This is a genomic window from Blautia intestinalis (assembly GCF_014297355.1).
Taxonomy (GTDB): Bacteria; Bacillota; Clostridia; order Lachnospirales; family Lachnospiraceae; genus Blautia_A; species Blautia_A intestinalis.
This window is the reverse complement of the sequence record NZ_JACOQE010000003.1, coordinates 154,925-170,188: the sequence shown is the minus strand read 5'-3', so window position 1 is coordinate 170,188 and position 15,264 is coordinate 154,925. Positions and strand designations below refer to the sequence as shown.

16 protein-coding genes are annotated in these 15,264 nt (G+C 41.3%); 1 reads left to right on the top strand and 15 read right to left on the bottom strand.

The window, feature by feature from the left end; translation table 11 throughout:
* From H8Z79_RS07165 to H8Z79_RS07120, 10 genes are all read right to left on the bottom strand, one after another.
* Positions 1 to 795, bottom strand: a complete 795-nt coding sequence (locus tag H8Z79_RS07165) for a phosphatidate cytidylyltransferase (protein ID WP_015543003.1) — start codon at positions 793 to 795, stop codon at positions 1 to 3.
* A 2-nt stretch (positions 796 to 797) separates the two neighbouring features.
* The gene (locus H8Z79_RS07160) at positions 798 to 1,505 is read right to left on the bottom strand and encodes an isoprenyl transferase (RefSeq protein ID WP_015543004.1); all 708 of its coding nucleotides are present in this window, start codon (positions 1,503 to 1,505) and stop codon (positions 798 to 800) included.
* A gap of 89 nt (positions 1,506 to 1,594) precedes the next feature.
* Positions 1,595 to 2,146: a ribosome recycling factor gene (gene frr, locus H8Z79_RS07155; protein ID WP_015543005.1), complete on the bottom strand. Its 552-nt coding sequence runs from the start codon at positions 2,144 to 2,146 to the stop codon at positions 1,595 to 1,597.
* 48 nt (positions 2,147 to 2,194) lie between these two features.
* Entirely contained in the window at positions 2,195 to 2,890 is a 696-nt protein-coding gene (gene pyrH, locus H8Z79_RS07150; protein WP_015543006.1) for a UMP kinase, read from the bottom strand.
* Between the two features lie 45 nt (positions 2,891 to 2,935).
* The gene (locus H8Z79_RS07145; RefSeq protein ID WP_118039551.1) at positions 2,936 to 3,892 is read right to left on the bottom strand and encodes a hypothetical protein; all 957 of its coding nucleotides are present in this window, start codon (positions 3,890 to 3,892) and stop codon (positions 2,936 to 2,938) included.
* A 117-nt stretch (positions 3,893 to 4,009) separates the two neighbouring features.
* The gene (gene smpB / locus H8Z79_RS07140) at positions 4,010 to 4,459 is read right to left on the bottom strand and encodes an SsrA-binding protein SmpB (RefSeq protein ID WP_182001926.1); all 450 of its coding nucleotides are present in this window, start codon (positions 4,457 to 4,459) and stop codon (positions 4,010 to 4,012) included.
* A 40-nt stretch (positions 4,460 to 4,499) separates the two neighbouring features.
* Positions 4,500 to 6,548, bottom strand: coding sequence for a ribonuclease R (gene rnr, locus H8Z79_RS07135; protein ID WP_118039553.1), 2,049 nt, complete (start codon positions 6,546 to 6,548; stop codon positions 4,500 to 4,502).
* Between the two features lie 70 nt (positions 6,549 to 6,618).
* The gene (gene secG, locus H8Z79_RS07130; RefSeq protein ID WP_015543008.1) at positions 6,619 to 6,858 is read right to left on the bottom strand and encodes a preprotein translocase subunit SecG; all 240 of its coding nucleotides are present in this window, start codon (positions 6,856 to 6,858) and stop codon (positions 6,619 to 6,621) included.
* Positions 6,859 to 6,927: 69 nt separating this feature from the next.
* Entirely contained in the window at positions 6,928 to 8,277 is a 1,350-nt protein-coding gene (eno, locus tag H8Z79_RS07125) for a phosphopyruvate hydratase (protein WP_015543009.1), read from the bottom strand.
* Between the two features lie 142 nt (positions 8,278 to 8,419).
* Positions 8,420 to 8,800, bottom strand: coding sequence for a hypothetical protein (locus H8Z79_RS07120; protein WP_147348993.1), 381 nt, complete (start codon positions 8,798 to 8,800; stop codon positions 8,420 to 8,422).
* On the opposite strand from H8Z79_RS07120, the gene H8Z79_RS07115 reads away from it, so the two are divergent.
* A complete protein-coding gene (locus H8Z79_RS07115) occupies positions 8,790 to 9,611 on the top strand; it encodes a polysaccharide deacetylase family protein (RefSeq protein WP_118039555.1) in 822 nt (273 codons plus the stop codon). The genes H8Z79_RS07120 and H8Z79_RS07115 overlap by 11 nt on opposite strands.
* On the opposite strand, the gene H8Z79_RS07110 is transcribed toward H8Z79_RS07115, so the two are convergent.
* Genes H8Z79_RS07110 through H8Z79_RS07090 form a run of 5 tightly spaced genes read right to left on the bottom strand, consistent with a single transcriptional unit; the run spans position 9,581 to position 15,239 of the window.
* Positions 9,581 to 10,648, bottom strand: coding sequence for a hypothetical protein (locus H8Z79_RS07110; RefSeq protein WP_118039556.1), 1,068 nt, complete (start codon positions 10,646 to 10,648; stop codon positions 9,581 to 9,583). The genes H8Z79_RS07115 and H8Z79_RS07110 overlap by 31 nt on opposite strands.
* A gap of 8 nt (positions 10,649 to 10,656) precedes the next feature.
* Positions 10,657 to 12,138: an MBOAT family O-acyltransferase gene (locus H8Z79_RS07105; protein ID WP_118039557.1), complete on the bottom strand. Its 1,482-nt coding sequence runs from the start codon at positions 12,136 to 12,138 to the stop codon at positions 10,657 to 10,659.
* On the bottom strand, positions 12,128 to 12,541 hold the full coding sequence (gene tagD, locus H8Z79_RS07100; RefSeq protein ID WP_187002750.1) for a glycerol-3-phosphate cytidylyltransferase: 414 nt from the start codon (positions 12,539 to 12,541) through the stop codon (positions 12,128 to 12,130). Before tagD ends, H8Z79_RS07105 begins: the two co-directional genes overlap by 11 nt.
* 26 nt (positions 12,542 to 12,567) lie before the next feature.
* A complete protein-coding gene (locus H8Z79_RS07095) occupies positions 12,568 to 13,803 on the bottom strand; it encodes an SGNH/GDSL hydrolase family protein (protein ID WP_118039559.1) in 1,236 nt (411 codons plus the stop codon).
* A gap of 53 nt (positions 13,804 to 13,856) precedes the next feature.
* Entirely contained in the window at positions 13,857 to 15,239 is a 1,383-nt protein-coding gene (locus H8Z79_RS07090; RefSeq protein ID WP_015543017.1) for an InlB B-repeat-containing protein, read from the bottom strand.
* Between the last annotated feature and the right edge of the window lie 25 nt (positions 15,240 to 15,264).

Below are 15,264 nucleotides of genomic sequence, written 5' to 3'. Positions count from 1 at the left end.
TCAGATACCAAGAATAATTTTGGCGAGATAGTAAATGACCGGCGCTGTAAAGATCACACTGTCAAAACGATCCAGAATGCCGCCATGTCCCGGTATCAGTTTACCATAGTCTTTGATTCCCTGGTTTCTCTTGATTGCGGACGCTGCAAGATCCCCAACCATGGAAATCAATGCACCGATGCCGCAAATTACTGCATATTCCACCATCGGTCCCTTTATCGCAGCAGCATAGATTGCTCCCAGAAGTGCAGCTCCGACAACTCCACCGATGCCGCCTTCTACAGATTTCTTCGGACTGAGTACCGGTGCCATCTTATGCTTACCAATGAGCATTCCCACACAATACGCACAGGTATCGCATCCCCATGAGCAAAGGAAAATCAGCCAGACAATAAATTTACCCTCCGGAAGATTTCTGGTCAGAAAAATAAAAGACAACATTACTGCCACATAAACCACACCGAAAAACGCAGACATTATCTGATGTGCATTATATTTCGGATATGTAAACACATAAACAAACATGAGCAAAATCAGAGATACCAGAACAGTCATCAAACCATAGCTTTCAAATCCCAAAAGCAGACTGACATAATAAAGGATTGCTCCCAGATATCCAATAATTTCCAATAATCCAGTACTCTCTCCATGTACTCCCATTGCCTTATAAAGTTCCTGCATTCCGATCAGCGAAATACATAACAATGTGAAAAAAAGCACATAACCACCACTTATGATCGTAAGCAGTGCTGCAATCACAAGTAAAATTCCACTTATGAGTCGTGTTTTAAACATAATTATTCCCCTTTCACGCCTCCAAAGCGACGATCTCTGCTATTGTATTTTTCGATTGCTTTAATCAGATCTTCTTTATGAAAATCCGGCCACGGCACATCTGTAAAGTAGAACTCCGTATACGCAAGCTGCCACATCAGGAAATTAGACAGTCTCTGCTCCCCACTTGTACGAATCAGAAGATCAGGGTCCGGAACTCCGGCTGTATCCAGATAACTTTCAAAAAAAGGTTCATCTATCTCTGCCGGATCACACTTGCCATCAGCAACATCCTGCGCCAGTTTGCGAACTCCACGAATGATTTCATCCCTGCTGCCATAGTTTAATGCAATCTGAAAGTACAGTTCATCATAATCTTTCGAGAACTCTTCCAACTCGCGGATTTTGTCCTGAATATCCGGTGCAAATGCAGAAGGATCCCCAATAATCTTTACACGCATATGGTTTTTCTCTGCACTCTTCATACATTTCTTAAGATAGCTGCGAAACAGTTTCATCAGTCCCTCAACTTCTTCTCTGGAACGTTTCCAGTTTTCTGTGGAAAAAGCATAAACCGTCAGATACTTTACTCCAAGATCTTTGATGTCATCACAAATGTCTTCAAGGTTGGCACAGCCTTTAATATGTCCATATCCTCTCGGCATCCCCTTGGCTTTTGCCCATCTGCCGTTGCCGTCAAGAATAATCGCAATATGATTCGGTACTTTCATATGTTCTCCTTTTATTTTCGACAAGATTCCTGTATTTCAACAGAAAGAGAGCCTTAATGCGGCTCTCCCTCCTCTTTCTGTCTGTGTGATTATACAGTCAGAATTTCTTTCGCTTTTGTATCTACTGCTGCGTCAATCTTTTTGATAAACTTATCTGTAAGTTTCTGTACAGAATCTTCCAGATCTTTGATTTCATCTTCGGATACGTCCTGTTTAGTCAGTTTTTTGAATGCATCGTTTGCATCACGACGGATGTTTCTTACTGCGACCTTAGCTGCCTCACCTTTTTTCTTAACGTCCTTTACAAGTTCTTTACGGCGTTCTTCAGTAAGTTCCGGCAGAACCAGACGGATAAGCTTTCCGTCATTGCTTGGATTCAGGCCGAGATCTGATGTAAGGATTGCTTTTTCGATGCTCTTGATCAGACTTGATTCCCAAGGCTGAATCTGGATCATACGAGCTTCCGGAACAGTAATATTTGCTACCTGCTGAAGCGGTGTCGGGCTCCCATAATAATCTACTGTAATTTTATCAAGGATATGCGGATTCGCACGACCTGCACGGATCGTTGTAAGCTCCTCCTCAAAGCCATTTAATGTCTTTGTCATTTTCTGCTCATATTTCTGAACTCTTTCATCCATTTGTCAAAATCTCCCTCTTATAATTTTTATTACCTTCTCTTTATTAATTTATACAGTTACTTTTGTACCTGTAAATTTGCCATGTACAGCATTTACGATGCTGTCTTTTTCTTCCAGCCCAAACACCAGCATCGGCATCTTCTGCTCCAGACACATAATGGATGCTGTCAGATCCATTGCAGCCAGTTTCTTGTCTACAACTTCTTCGATAGAGATTTCATCATACTTCACTGCATTCGGGTTAATCTTCGGATCGCTGTCATAAATTCCATCTACTGCTTTTGCAAGGAGAATTGCTTCAGCCTCAATTTCAACTGCACGGAGTACAGTTGCTGTATCTGTAGAAAAATACGGATGTCCTGTGCCGCCTGCAAAAAAGAGAATCTTACCTTCTGTAAAAGCTTCTTCTACAGCATCTTTAGAATAAAGACTGGTAAAAGCGCCGCATACAAATGGCGTAAAAATTTCTGTCTTAAGGCCGAGATATCTGCAGATATCAGAAACATAAATACAGTTCATAACCGTAGCAAGCATTCCGATCTGATCCGCTTTGTTGCGGTTGATCGTCTCGCTGGTACGTCCTCTCCAGAAGTTACCGCCGCCGATTACAATACCTACCTGTGTACCTTCCTCTGCAATCGTGCGGATCTGTCTTGCAACAGCAATGACTGTTTCCTCATCAAATCCTCTTTTGGCAGCTCCGGCAAGAGCTTCTCCGCTTAATTTGAGTAAAATTCTTTTCATAAATTTATCCTTTCTGTAATCCGGTTCCGGTAAAATCAGAATTCTTTACCATATACCTGTTACAATTTCATTTCCAGCCTCATCTACAGAAGTAGCTACTGTAAAATCTGGATAGTAATAATATCCGGTTGTTCCTGCCGTATCATCTTCATCATATTCTGACGACTGGGCAGAGCCAACAGCGCTTTCCAGATCATCGATAGACATGCCGATATATCCTTTTGCGGTCTGAATCGTGGAGTTCGTCGGATCTGTATTGTCACCATCTGAACCCGAGTTATTATCTGCAGATGGTGTACTCGTCGGACTTGCATTATTACCGTCAGAATCCGAAGAATTGTTAGAATCAGATTTGTCCGAATCTGTCGGTGTCGGTGTTGCAGAAGAATCACTGTCTGAATCATCAGTTGACAGACCAAGTCGTTTCTTGACATCACTTAATGTAGAAACTTCTTTCGTGCTGCTTGCTGTCAGATAAGTCGCGTAAGGGATCGAATCCTCTCCGCTTCCATCCATACGAAGCGTGATCTGCTTCATCGTTGTCAATGGCAGTTTACGGAAAAAGCACTCATTTTTTTCTTCATCAGAATACGTAATACGGATATCGTATGTTGCAGAAGAGTTTCCCTTCTCATAGTAGTAAACTGCATTTTCGCTGTTTTTAAGGGTAAACATACCATTTACCAGGTCATCGCCCCATTCATCATCTTCTGAATCATCTGAAGGAGTTTCTCGGACATAAATAGCAGCCACTTCTGACCCGGTCTTATTTACAATCGTGACCTTCGATGCAGTGGAAGTCTTCTCTCCCATCACATTCTTCTCAACAGTTTCTTCCATATTTATCAGCTCCGGTGTAGGGGTAGCCGTCACTGCTGTCTCCTGCGTCGGTGTTGGAGTTGCCTGCACTACGGAGTCTCCTGAATTCTTCTTTCCGCAACCGGAAATCACAACCGCAAGAGCCATCAATCCGGCAACTGCAAGATATTTTTTCTTAAACATATATATTCCTCCTATTCTGAATATGGAATAGTTATATAACATCATCTTTTAATACAATTATACAGAGTATCCGAATCTTGTCAACTGAATGTACAGCAATTCACACATTTTTTAGAGTTATAGATTCTTTACTTTAAACTCTCTCTCCGCCTCTCTGCGCTGATCTTTCTTCGCAATATCCTGACGTTTGTCGTAGAGCTTTTTGCCTCGTGCCACACCTATCTCAAGCTTGACAAGACTGTTTTTGAAATAGACTTTCAGCGGTACAAGTGTCAGACCTTTTTCCTGAAGACTGCCTTCGATCTTGTTAATTTCATGTCTGTGAAGAAGCAATTTTCTTACACGCATCGGGTCTTTATTAAAGATGTTGCCTTTCTCATACGGGCTGATATGCATACCATATATATATACCTCACCCTTTTCTACACGGATAAAGGATTCTTTAATACTGCATTTTCCGGCACGAAGTGATTTTACTTCGGTACCTGCAAGTGCGATTCCTGCCTCATAAGTATCTTCAATAAAATAATCATGAAATGCTTTTTTGTTGTTGGCTATCAGCTTCATTCCTGCTTTTTTTGCCACGAGCCACACCTCCCTCCTTCAATCATTCAACAATTGTAAAATCTACCGTCCTGCTGAGCGCATCTGCATCAGTCACACGCACTCGCACTTTTTGTCCCAGATGATATATTTTCTTTGTGAGTTCTCCGCTCAGTTCATAATTTTCTTCATCAAATGTATAGTAATCGTCAGACAATGTACTGATATGTACAAGTCCTTCGACCGTATTGTGCAGTTCCACGTAAAGTCCGTATGCAGTCACTCCGGAGATAATCCCATCAAACTCTTCCCCCAGATGATATGACATATACTCAGCTTTCTTAAGACGTTCAGACTCGCGCTCTGCTTCCTGCGCCCTGCGCTCACATATACTGGACTGTTCCGCAACACTTTCCAGAATTTCCCGGTAATGTTCGGTCTTGCCTTCCCGCTGTAACCTTCCTCTTATATTATCACGAATGATACGGTGAATCTGTAAATCCGGATATCTGCGAATCGGAGACGTGAAATGGCAGTAATATTTTGCAGCCAGTCCGAAATGCCCGCTGCACTCTGTCGTATATTTCGCCTGTTTCATTGTACGGAGTATCAGACGGCTGAGCATTGCCTCATTCGGAATCCCCTGTATCTTCTCCAGTATTTCCTGAATCTCTTTCGGTGAAATTTCTTCTCCTGCTTTTTGTACCTGAATTCCCTGATGACGCAGTAGTGTCAGAAGAGACTCCACTCTTTCAGGATCCGGATTTTCATGTGTACGATATACAAATGGATATTCGCCCTTACAATACTCTTTTGCGACCGTCTCGTTTGCCATCAGCATAAAATCTTCTATAATATCTGTCGCAACGTTATGTTCATAAGGCTGTACATCGATTGCCCTTCCGGCACCGTTTAATATGATCTTGCTCTCCGGGAAATCAAAATCAATCGAACCACGATTATGTCTCTTACTTCTCAGAAGAGCAGAAAGTTCTTTCATCAGGAAAAACATCGGTAAAAATTCCTGGTATTCCCGGCTGGTTTTTGTATCTCCGTCTTCAAGAATCATTCTCACCTGATTGTAACTCATGCGGCGGTCTACACGAATGATCGTTTCTGCAATCTGATGATGTATGATACAGCCGGACTCATCAATATCCATCAGGCAGCTGAGTGTCAGCCGGTCTTCTCCCTGATTCAGCGAACAAATGCCATTTGAAAGTCGCTCCGGCAACATCGGTACCACCCGATCTGCAAGATAAACACTTGTTCCACGTTTCAGTGCTTCTTTATCCAGCGCACTTCCGCCCTGTACATAATTACTGACATCTGCAATATGAACTCCCAGATGATAGATTCCGTTCTCTTTTGTCAGAGACACCGCATCATCCAGATCCTTTGCATCTTCACCGTCAATTGTTACCGTACGAAGTACCGTAAGATCCAGACGACCATCCCGGTCGGCTTCCTGCACATGATCAGGCACACGCATTGCCTGATTGATCACCTTTATCGGAAATTCAGATGGAATCTTATAGCTTTTGACAATGGCAAGAATATCTGTCCCAGGTGCATTGATGCTACCGAGATTTTCTGTAATACGACCTTCCGGCTTATGCGAAGCATCCCCGTAATCTATGATCTCGGCAACTACCTTGTCACCGTCGCGGACCCCTTTGCTGTTCTTGGCTGAAATATACACATCTTTCGAAAATTTCTGATTATCACAGAGAATAAAACCATAATCACGTTCTCGCTGGAATGTCCCGACTATTTCCTGATTGGCACGTTCCAGAATGCGAATAACCGTTCCTTCCTGCCTTTTGCCTTTCTTTGGCTCTTTCCCGAGCAGCACCTGCACATGATCCTGATGCATGGCTGTCCCGGTCGCATTTGCAGGAATAAAAATATCCTCTTCTTCACCCTCAACTTCTACAAATCCAAAACCCTTCTGGTTTCCGATAAAGGTTCCCTCACGGATCAGCCCCTGCTTCTCCCATTCGCGGATCTCTCTTTTTTTCGGTTTTACAGTCTTTTGTTTTACTGCCTTAGCCTTTACAAATTTCTTTTTTCCGGAAAACTTCTTCTTTTCCTGAACTTTCTTTCTGCTCACTTAAACTCCTTTGTTTTGAGAAAAAAAAGCACTCTTGTGATCATACAAGAGTGTTTTCTTCTGACAATTCTTAAAAATTCATATTCAAAACTGCTGCCAGTACAAAAAATAACACTGCCATAATCGTGGTAGCCCTAACAAGACCACCCTCCATAGAACGACCTTTGTTCTTTCCCCAATAGGAATCTGCTGCACCGGAAATCGCGCCGCCAAGTCCCTGCTGCTTACCTTCCTGCATAAGAACAACAACAGTAAGAGCAATACAATCTATGGCAAAAATTACAGTAAGAATAGTTCTCAAAATCTGCATTTCAGTTACACCTCCTAATCAACTAGAAGATATTGTAACATAACAACATTCTGATTTCAACTATTTTAATTAATTCTCCTTTTGATAATTCTCATTTTCACCCACAAATGGATTTTCGTAAACCGCTGTATTTTCCAGTGTGTCACAGATTCGAAGAAGCTGATTATATTTCGAAGTACGGTCAGAACGGCATGGCGCCCCCGTTTTGATCTGCCCTGCACCGACTGCAACCGCCAGATCTGCGATAAACGAATCCTCCGTTTCACCGGAACGATGTGACACAACCGCCCGATATCCGGCTTTTTGGGCCATTTCGACTGCATCCATCGCTTCACTTAAAGTTCCGATCTGATTCATCTTGATCAAAATGGCATTCGCTGTCTGAAGCCGGATCCCACATTTGAGTCTCTTAATATTTGTCACAAACAGATCATCTCCGACAAGCTGCACGCGCCCGCCGAGTGTTTCTGTCATTTGTTTCCATCCCTCCCAGTCATCTTCCTGCAGACCGTCTTCGATGGAAATGATCGGAAACTCATCCAGAAGGTCCTCATAATATGCAATCATCTCTTTTGTATCGCGAAGGATTTCTTTACCTTTCTGTCTGCTCTCTCCCGGGAAATAATAACATCCTTTTTCCTCATCATACAGTTCACTTGCCGCTGCATCAATCGCAATCTTCACGTCTTCTCCCGGTTTGTATCCTGCTTTCTGTATTGCGTCTGTCATAAGTTCCAGAACAGCACGGGCATCTTTAAGATCCGGTGCAAAACCGCCTTCATCTCCGACAGCCGTAGAAAGATTTCGTTCTTTCAGAAGGATTCGAAGAAACTGATAAATTTCCACACACATCCGGATCCCCTCACGAAAATCCGGTGAGCCAACCGGCATGATCATAAACTCCTGAAGGTCAACCGTGTTGTCGGCATGCCTTCCCCCGTTCAGGATATTCATCATAGGTACCGGGAGTCTGCTTGCATGACATCCTCCCAGATACTGATAAAGCGGAATTCTCAGTGCCATCGCCGCTGCCCTTGCCACCGCCATGGAAACACCAAGTGTAGCATTGGCTCCGACACTGCTTTTGTTATCTGTACCATCTGTACGAATCAGAATTTCATCAATTCTTTTCTGATCAAGTGCATTTTCCCCTACAATTGCCTCTGCCAGTTTTGTATTGACATTTTCCACTGCATTTTCGACACTTAAGCCTGTATAATATCCTTTTTTGCCGTCACGCAACTCTACAGCTTCAAATTTTCCTGTAGATGCACCGGACGGTACACTGGCAATTGCCGTATACCCTTCCGTTCCTACAACGCCTTCTCCCACTGTAGCTTCCACTTCCACGGTAGGATTTCCTCTGGAGTCCAGAACCTGTCTTGCAAAAATTCTTCGTACCGGAAGATATCGAAACATGTTTTTACCTCCTTTAGATTTGTTTGATAGTATTTTTCCATATTATTTTTCCCTGCCCATCTGTTTCTATGCAAATGTTTGCGCCGATATTTTCAGTCTATTTTGCGTTCTTTTTTATTTTGACGGATTATATATAATTATTTTAAATTTTATCTATTTTCTTCTTGACATATTTCTTTTTATCTGTTATAGTTAGCTCATAAAACAAAAGGATGTACAAAATAAATAAAAGGAGCGTGAAACCACCGAAAACATAAGTGATTTCCCATAATTCAGGAAAGAGAGGTACAGACCACCAGAAACGAAATGAATTTCCTTTATATTTTATGAAAGAGAGGTACGGACCACCAAGAACGCAAATTTTTAATTCCAGATGTTTTAAACAAATACAGGAGGTAAGATCCATTGGATAATGAATTTTAAAAGAGCCACCAGAAAATAAAAATCTGATGGCTCTATTTTTTTTTTGCGTTTCTGCATATATTTTTAAAAAGAGTTTTCTGTGAGGTACCATGAAATCCATCCAACGTTACCTGTTTATACCAAAACTTTTCTTTCTTTTCAGCGGCATGTTTATCCTCGGCGCACAGCTCGGAAAGCTGCATGCAGGCCTCCGTGACGCCATTCCTGCTTCTGTCAGTTCTGAATCGGACAGCTGGGGGCTCAGTTTTCAGACCGAAGGCGAGCGTCCTGTCGGAAATGCTTCCATCGAAGAACTTCGCCCGTACAATGCTTATTATGCCGACGATACCAATGATAAAAAAATTTATCTCACATTTGACTGCGGATACGAAAACGGAAATACACCACTTATACTCGATGCCCTGAAAAAACATCAGGCACCTGCCGTTTTTTTTGTCGTCGGAAATTTTATTTCAGATAATCCTGATCTTATCAAGCGTATTGTTTCGGAAGGGCATATCGTCGGAAATCATACCATGACACATCCCGATATGTCCGGAATTTCCTCCCTCGACGCCTTTCGAAAACAGTTAAATGGTGTAGAAGAATTATACGAATCTGTCACCGGTGAAAAAATGACAAAATTTTACCGACCACCACAGGGAGTCTACAGTACCTCTAATCTTAAAATGGCAAAAGACCTCGGATATTCTACTTTTTTCTGGAGTCTTGCCTATGTAGACTGGATACAAAATCAGCAGCCTTCAAAAGACGAAGCCTTTCAAAAGCTGCTGAGCCGTATCCATCCCGGTGCCATTGTACTTCTCCATAATACTTCGACTACCAACGGGCAGATTCTCGATGAACTGCTCACAAAATGGGAAGATATGGACTATCAGTTTCATTCGCTGAAAGAGCTCTCCGAAACCTGATTCAGATAAAAATCTTCCATTTTATTGATCCGTTCCTCATAATTTTCTTTTGTGATCAAACCGGTTCCCTCGTAGATCCAGTCAATGATTTTCTCACTGATTTCTGCATTATAGTGCTTGTCATCTTTATAGTTGTCAAGATTCTGTGTCAGATCAAACATATCTGCAAAGGAATATAATTTTACATTATCATACTTAAGAAGCATCTCCGCCTGCAGTTTTTCAGCCTCAAAGTAACGCAGAAGATTTCCGGAACACTGTCTGGCATACCACCAGACAACACTGTAAGGCGGAGTATAAAAATAGAACGTCGTATCAGGATGCGCCTTCACCATATCGAGAACATTTTCTTCAACGTTTTTGCGTACATTCTGCGCGTCTTTCTCTGAAAATTCTTTCTGCACTTCTGCTTTCTTTTGGGGTATCCTGTAATTACTGAGTACAGCTTTTCTGCCGGACGGATACAAAGAGCCCCATTCGCTGTATGTATCCATATCTGTAGACTTTCCGCCTTGCAGATTATATTTAATAACTTCCAGTGTGTCATCCAGTAAAACATCTTTATTAAAAATATACTGCACATCATTGAATGGATTGTCATCATACAAATATGTCGGAACATTGTCGTAATTATAATCCGTCTTATTTTTCAGTACCATATTGTAATCCAGACAACGAAAAATATATTTTACATCAGGATTCACATCAAAAATTTTGCGTACTTCCTGATCAATTGACCAGTAGTTTTCTCCTGTCAAAGTCACCTTGATTGATTTTGTCCCAAACAGCTCATCAAACTGTGATGTTTTAAAGTTCTGCATCATGGACGTCCCCGCAATTGCTGCATCATAATCAAAATGCCTTATAATTCCGTCATTCAGGTAACGCTCACTTCCTCTGTTTAACGGGTATTCCAGATTCTTAAGCGGCTTATGAAAATGAAAAAACGGATCGATCAGAGCGGTCAGCCCGCCGGCTATGACCAGAAGTGTTACAGTTCCTGCAAGAACTGTTTTTACAAATCTGCGACTGTTCATAATGCCTCCTAAAAATTAAAATAAAGGAATTCCGAAACACCGGACAAAGAAAAAATTCCCCAGATCAGACATAGCACAGTAAAAACCGCCTTTTTCGTATCTGGTTTAAGTTCCATTTCCTGATTATTTTTGAACGCAAGGCACAAAACAAGAGATGCTGTAAGCAAAATCAGCATATCAAATCCATGCACCGAAGCAATCAATCTGTTTAATATCGGTATATGACAGTATATGAACTTCAATTCTTTTAAACCAAATGTATTCAAAAGTCCATCTCTTACGCCGAAGCTCTGAAATCCGAATATACGCCTGATAAAGTTCACTGCCTGTGAAATGGAATCCGCACGGAAAAATATCCAGGTAAGATTTACAAACAGAAACGTAATGCCCCATTGAATCACTGTATGCAGATGTCCCCACTGTTTTCGGAACATACGGGTAAGCGCATTTCCTATTCCATGCAGAAATCCCCAGAAGATAAACGTCCAGTTTGCCCCATGCCAGAGTCCGCTCACAAGGAAAACTGCCAGAATATTGAGGTATGTCTTCACTTCTCCTTTTCGACTTCCGCCCAACGGAAAATACACATATGTACGAAGGAATCTGGTCAGTGTCAGATGCCAGCGTTTCCAAAAATCCACAACAGAAGTTGCCTTGTACGGTGAATTAAAGTTCATCGGAATATGAATATTGAACAGATATCCGAGTCCTGTTGCCATATCACAATATCCACTGAAATCAAAATAAATCTGAAACGTATAGGCAAGCATTGTGATAATTGCTTCTGCCGATGTAAGATCTTGCCCGAGATGTCCATACCCCCAGGCAACCGCCCTGCTCAAAGTATCTGCGATAACCACCTTTTTGACTAACCCGGCAGCAAATATGTAAGCTCCATGGGCCAGATTGTCCCATTGTAATTTCCAGTTTTTTTTATCTTCAAACTGCGGCAGAATTTCATTATGCAGCACGATCGGTCCCGCAATTAACTGGGGAAAAAAGGTCACAAACAGTGCATAATCCACAAAGTTGTATTCCTTCGTCTCTCCGCGCCACGAATCCACCATATACGATATCTGCTGGAATGTAAAAAAACTGATTCCAAGAGGGAGCACCACATGACGAAGCTGAAAATCAGCCGAAAAGACCTTATTCAGATTTTCCACAAAGAAGTCATAATATTTGAAATAAAAAATAAGCCCCAGATTAAAGAACAGTCCAACGCATAACAGACCATTTTTCAACATCTGAAGTTTTTTCCCTGAAGTCTCCCATTGTTTCTGAAGAAGCTGTGACAACACATAATTTACAAGAATACTGCTGCACATGATCCAAAGGTAACTTGGATTAAAATATCCATAAAACCAGAAAGACATCAGTATCAGTTCTATTTTAGCCAAAACCGGGCTGCCCAGTCGGTGCAGCCCGTAATATCCGCCAAGAGTCAGCGGTAAAAATACAAATATAAAAATATAGGAATTAAACAGCATTTTTGTTCTCTTTCGTGTAAAGGTCCTCTTTAATCTGGGAACTGGAAATCTCCGGTGTTCTCGGAAGGTACACAACTTCGCAGCCCTCTTCTTTCAGAAAGTCAAATTTGCCCTTCCAGTCATCTCCCATCACAAACGTATCCACATGATATTCCTTTACATCGGTACGTTTCTGCTCCCAATTTTCTTCCGGAATAACGAGATCAACATAGCGGATTGCTTCCAGAAGCTGCTTGCGTTTTTCATAGGAAAAATAACATTTTTTCTGTTTTTCATTCCAGTTGAACTCATCTGTGGAAAGTCCTACGATCAGATAATCTCCCAGCTGTCTGGCTCTCCGCAGCAAGTTGATATGCCCATAGTGGAGCAGATCAAAAGTTCCATAAGTGATCACTCGTTTCATTTTAGATTACCTCGTTTGTCTAAATATTATCGTTTCAGTACCCTCATACAATAGTCGTAGATCCTCAGATATGTTTCTTTAGAATAATGCACTCCATCAAATATGCCTGCATTATTCTTATTACTGATCCAGCCATTTTTTCTAAGCATACCATATGTATTAATGTAATTAAACGGTGCTTTTTTTCCTGAACACAGTTTATTATAAATGTACTTATTAAATGCCAGAACCTTTGCTTCTGTCTTGGAATTTGTAGAATGTCCTCGATATTTTGTAATCATAGCATTATTCACCGGATTGACCGATAAATAATACATCGTACAATTATATCCCTTTAACTTTTTCGCTATGTTCTTCATATATTTCACATACGCAGTTGTATTATTAAGGTCATTCACACCAAGATTAATGATTACCGCTTTTTTTATATTCTTAGGCTGACTTTTGACGTCTTTATATAAAGCAGAAAAGCCTGACTTCTTAAACCATCGGAGTCCTTCGCCTGCTTTGAAAATAAATTTTGTATTTTCGGGAGCTTGGGATTTTAAAGCATTTCTCAACCCCAAAGTTCTGGAATCTCCCACAAAATATACATGTGCAAACTTATTCTGTGCAGCCCTCACTGTCGGAGCCGTATCCTGACTTTTTTTGAATACGACCATATAATATTTCCCCGAAAGGTTCGGAATCGCATCACCCGCATAGTACTCCGGATCAGATGCCTTGCCTTTTTTACGTGACCATCCCAGAAACATGTCTCCATTCCAGGTTGTAACAGATGGAAACACCGCTTTCTGATTCTGAACCGTTGTAAGTGTTTTCCAGAAAGTCCCGTTATTTTTATATAGTTTTGCTCCTGAATTATTATTCTGAGTTATACTCCCTAAATTAGCTGAAGTACTTGTCTGCGTAGAATCCTTTTTATAAAATTTCAGGCAAAACTTTATGCTCTTTTTGATCGTAACTTTACTTCCTGGATTATATTGCTTTGTTTTGCCGGAAATCTTTGTTTCCCATGCCGCTTTATATCCCGTTTTTGTAACTTTTGGAAGCTTGATCACTGCCCCCTTCTTTACAGTTCGAGCCCAACGACGGTATTTCTCTGTAGACACCCTGCCTTCAGAATTTGCAAAAGTTACCTTACATTGATTTTCCCCACTGGTTGCAGCAAAAACCGTTTTGTTTCCCCCGTGTACAAGTACTACAGTCAGAAATAGCATCATAAAACAAAACAATATCCGTCTGCTTATACACTTTTTCATAAATTCCCCATTTACTCCCTTCTTACATTCAGGCAGACATGTATTCAACTGCTCTATCCGCGATTTAACGTTTTCATACAATAATCAAAGATTTTCAGATACGTTGCATTTGAATAATGCAGTCCATCATAAATACCGGCATTATGTCTGTTACTGATCCAGCCTTTTTTCAAAAGATTGGTACAGGTATTGATATATGTGAATGATTTATTCTTTCCTCTGCACAGACTACGGTAAATCTTTGTATTAAATGCATCTACCTGTGCCTGTGTACGATTGCCGGCTCCTGCTTTCTTTATCATCGCTGTGTTGACCGGATTCACTGACAAATAATACATTTTGCAATTGTATCTCTTCAGATTTTTTGCAATGGTCTGCATATATGTGACATAAGCATCTGCATTTCCCAGATCATTTACACCCAGATTCACCACAACTGCCTTACGTGCTGTCCTTGACCGCTTTGAAACTGCCCTGAGCAAGTCTTTATAACCGGTACGCTTGAACCAGCTCAGTCCCTGCTGGCCTTTCGCCACAAACTGCACATTAGATGGAACCAATCCGCCAAGCGCCAGTTTCGTATCAACCATTCTGGAATCGCCGACAAAATAAATGCTGTCATAAGATGATGCTGTCGTTATAGACGATGGCGTTTTGTCCATAGAACCCCTATACACTACCATGTAGTAGCTCCTGTTTCCCGATGGAATTATGTCACCGGCCTTGAAATCAGATGCAGAAAGCGTTGATTTTCCCTTTGTTCTCGACCATCCCAGACACATATCACCATTTGTCATTGCCACTTCCGGAAATTTTGCTGTACCGGAAGCCGAAACTGTCTTCCATATCTTTCCGTTATTTCTGCATAAAACAGCTCCTGATACTTTCTTAAAAACCGAGTACAGTTTTATATTGTTTTTTACCCTGATATATTTACCACTTTTGTATGCAACAGCGCCACCGGTCTTCGTTGACCAGCCCATAAACTGATATGTCGCATTCGACGAACCTGCCGGCAATTTCACACGTCCTCCCGATGACACTGTCTGACGCAGCTTCTTGTACTCTTTCTTACCATTCGCCGTGTAATAACGTACAGTATATATTTTATACAGATTCAGGCAGAATTTTGTATTTCGATTAATTGTAACTTTCTGCCCCGGAGAGTATTTGTATTTCTTTCCGTTGATCGTTGTCACCCATTTTGCTTCGTATCCTTTTCTGGATATTTTAGGTAACTGAACCTGCTCACCGGCATTCACAGTCTTTGACCATTTACGGTAATTTCCTGTAGAACTTCCCTTTGCATTGGCATAAGTCACCTTATATGTAGTGGTATCTGCAGATACCATTCTCGTTTCTCCAAAAACAAGCAATCCTGCCATAAACAGCAGAAGCAATCCTGCATTTCGCCATTTTGCTGCATATTTTTTCATAAAATCTCCTCTTTCAACCTATCCT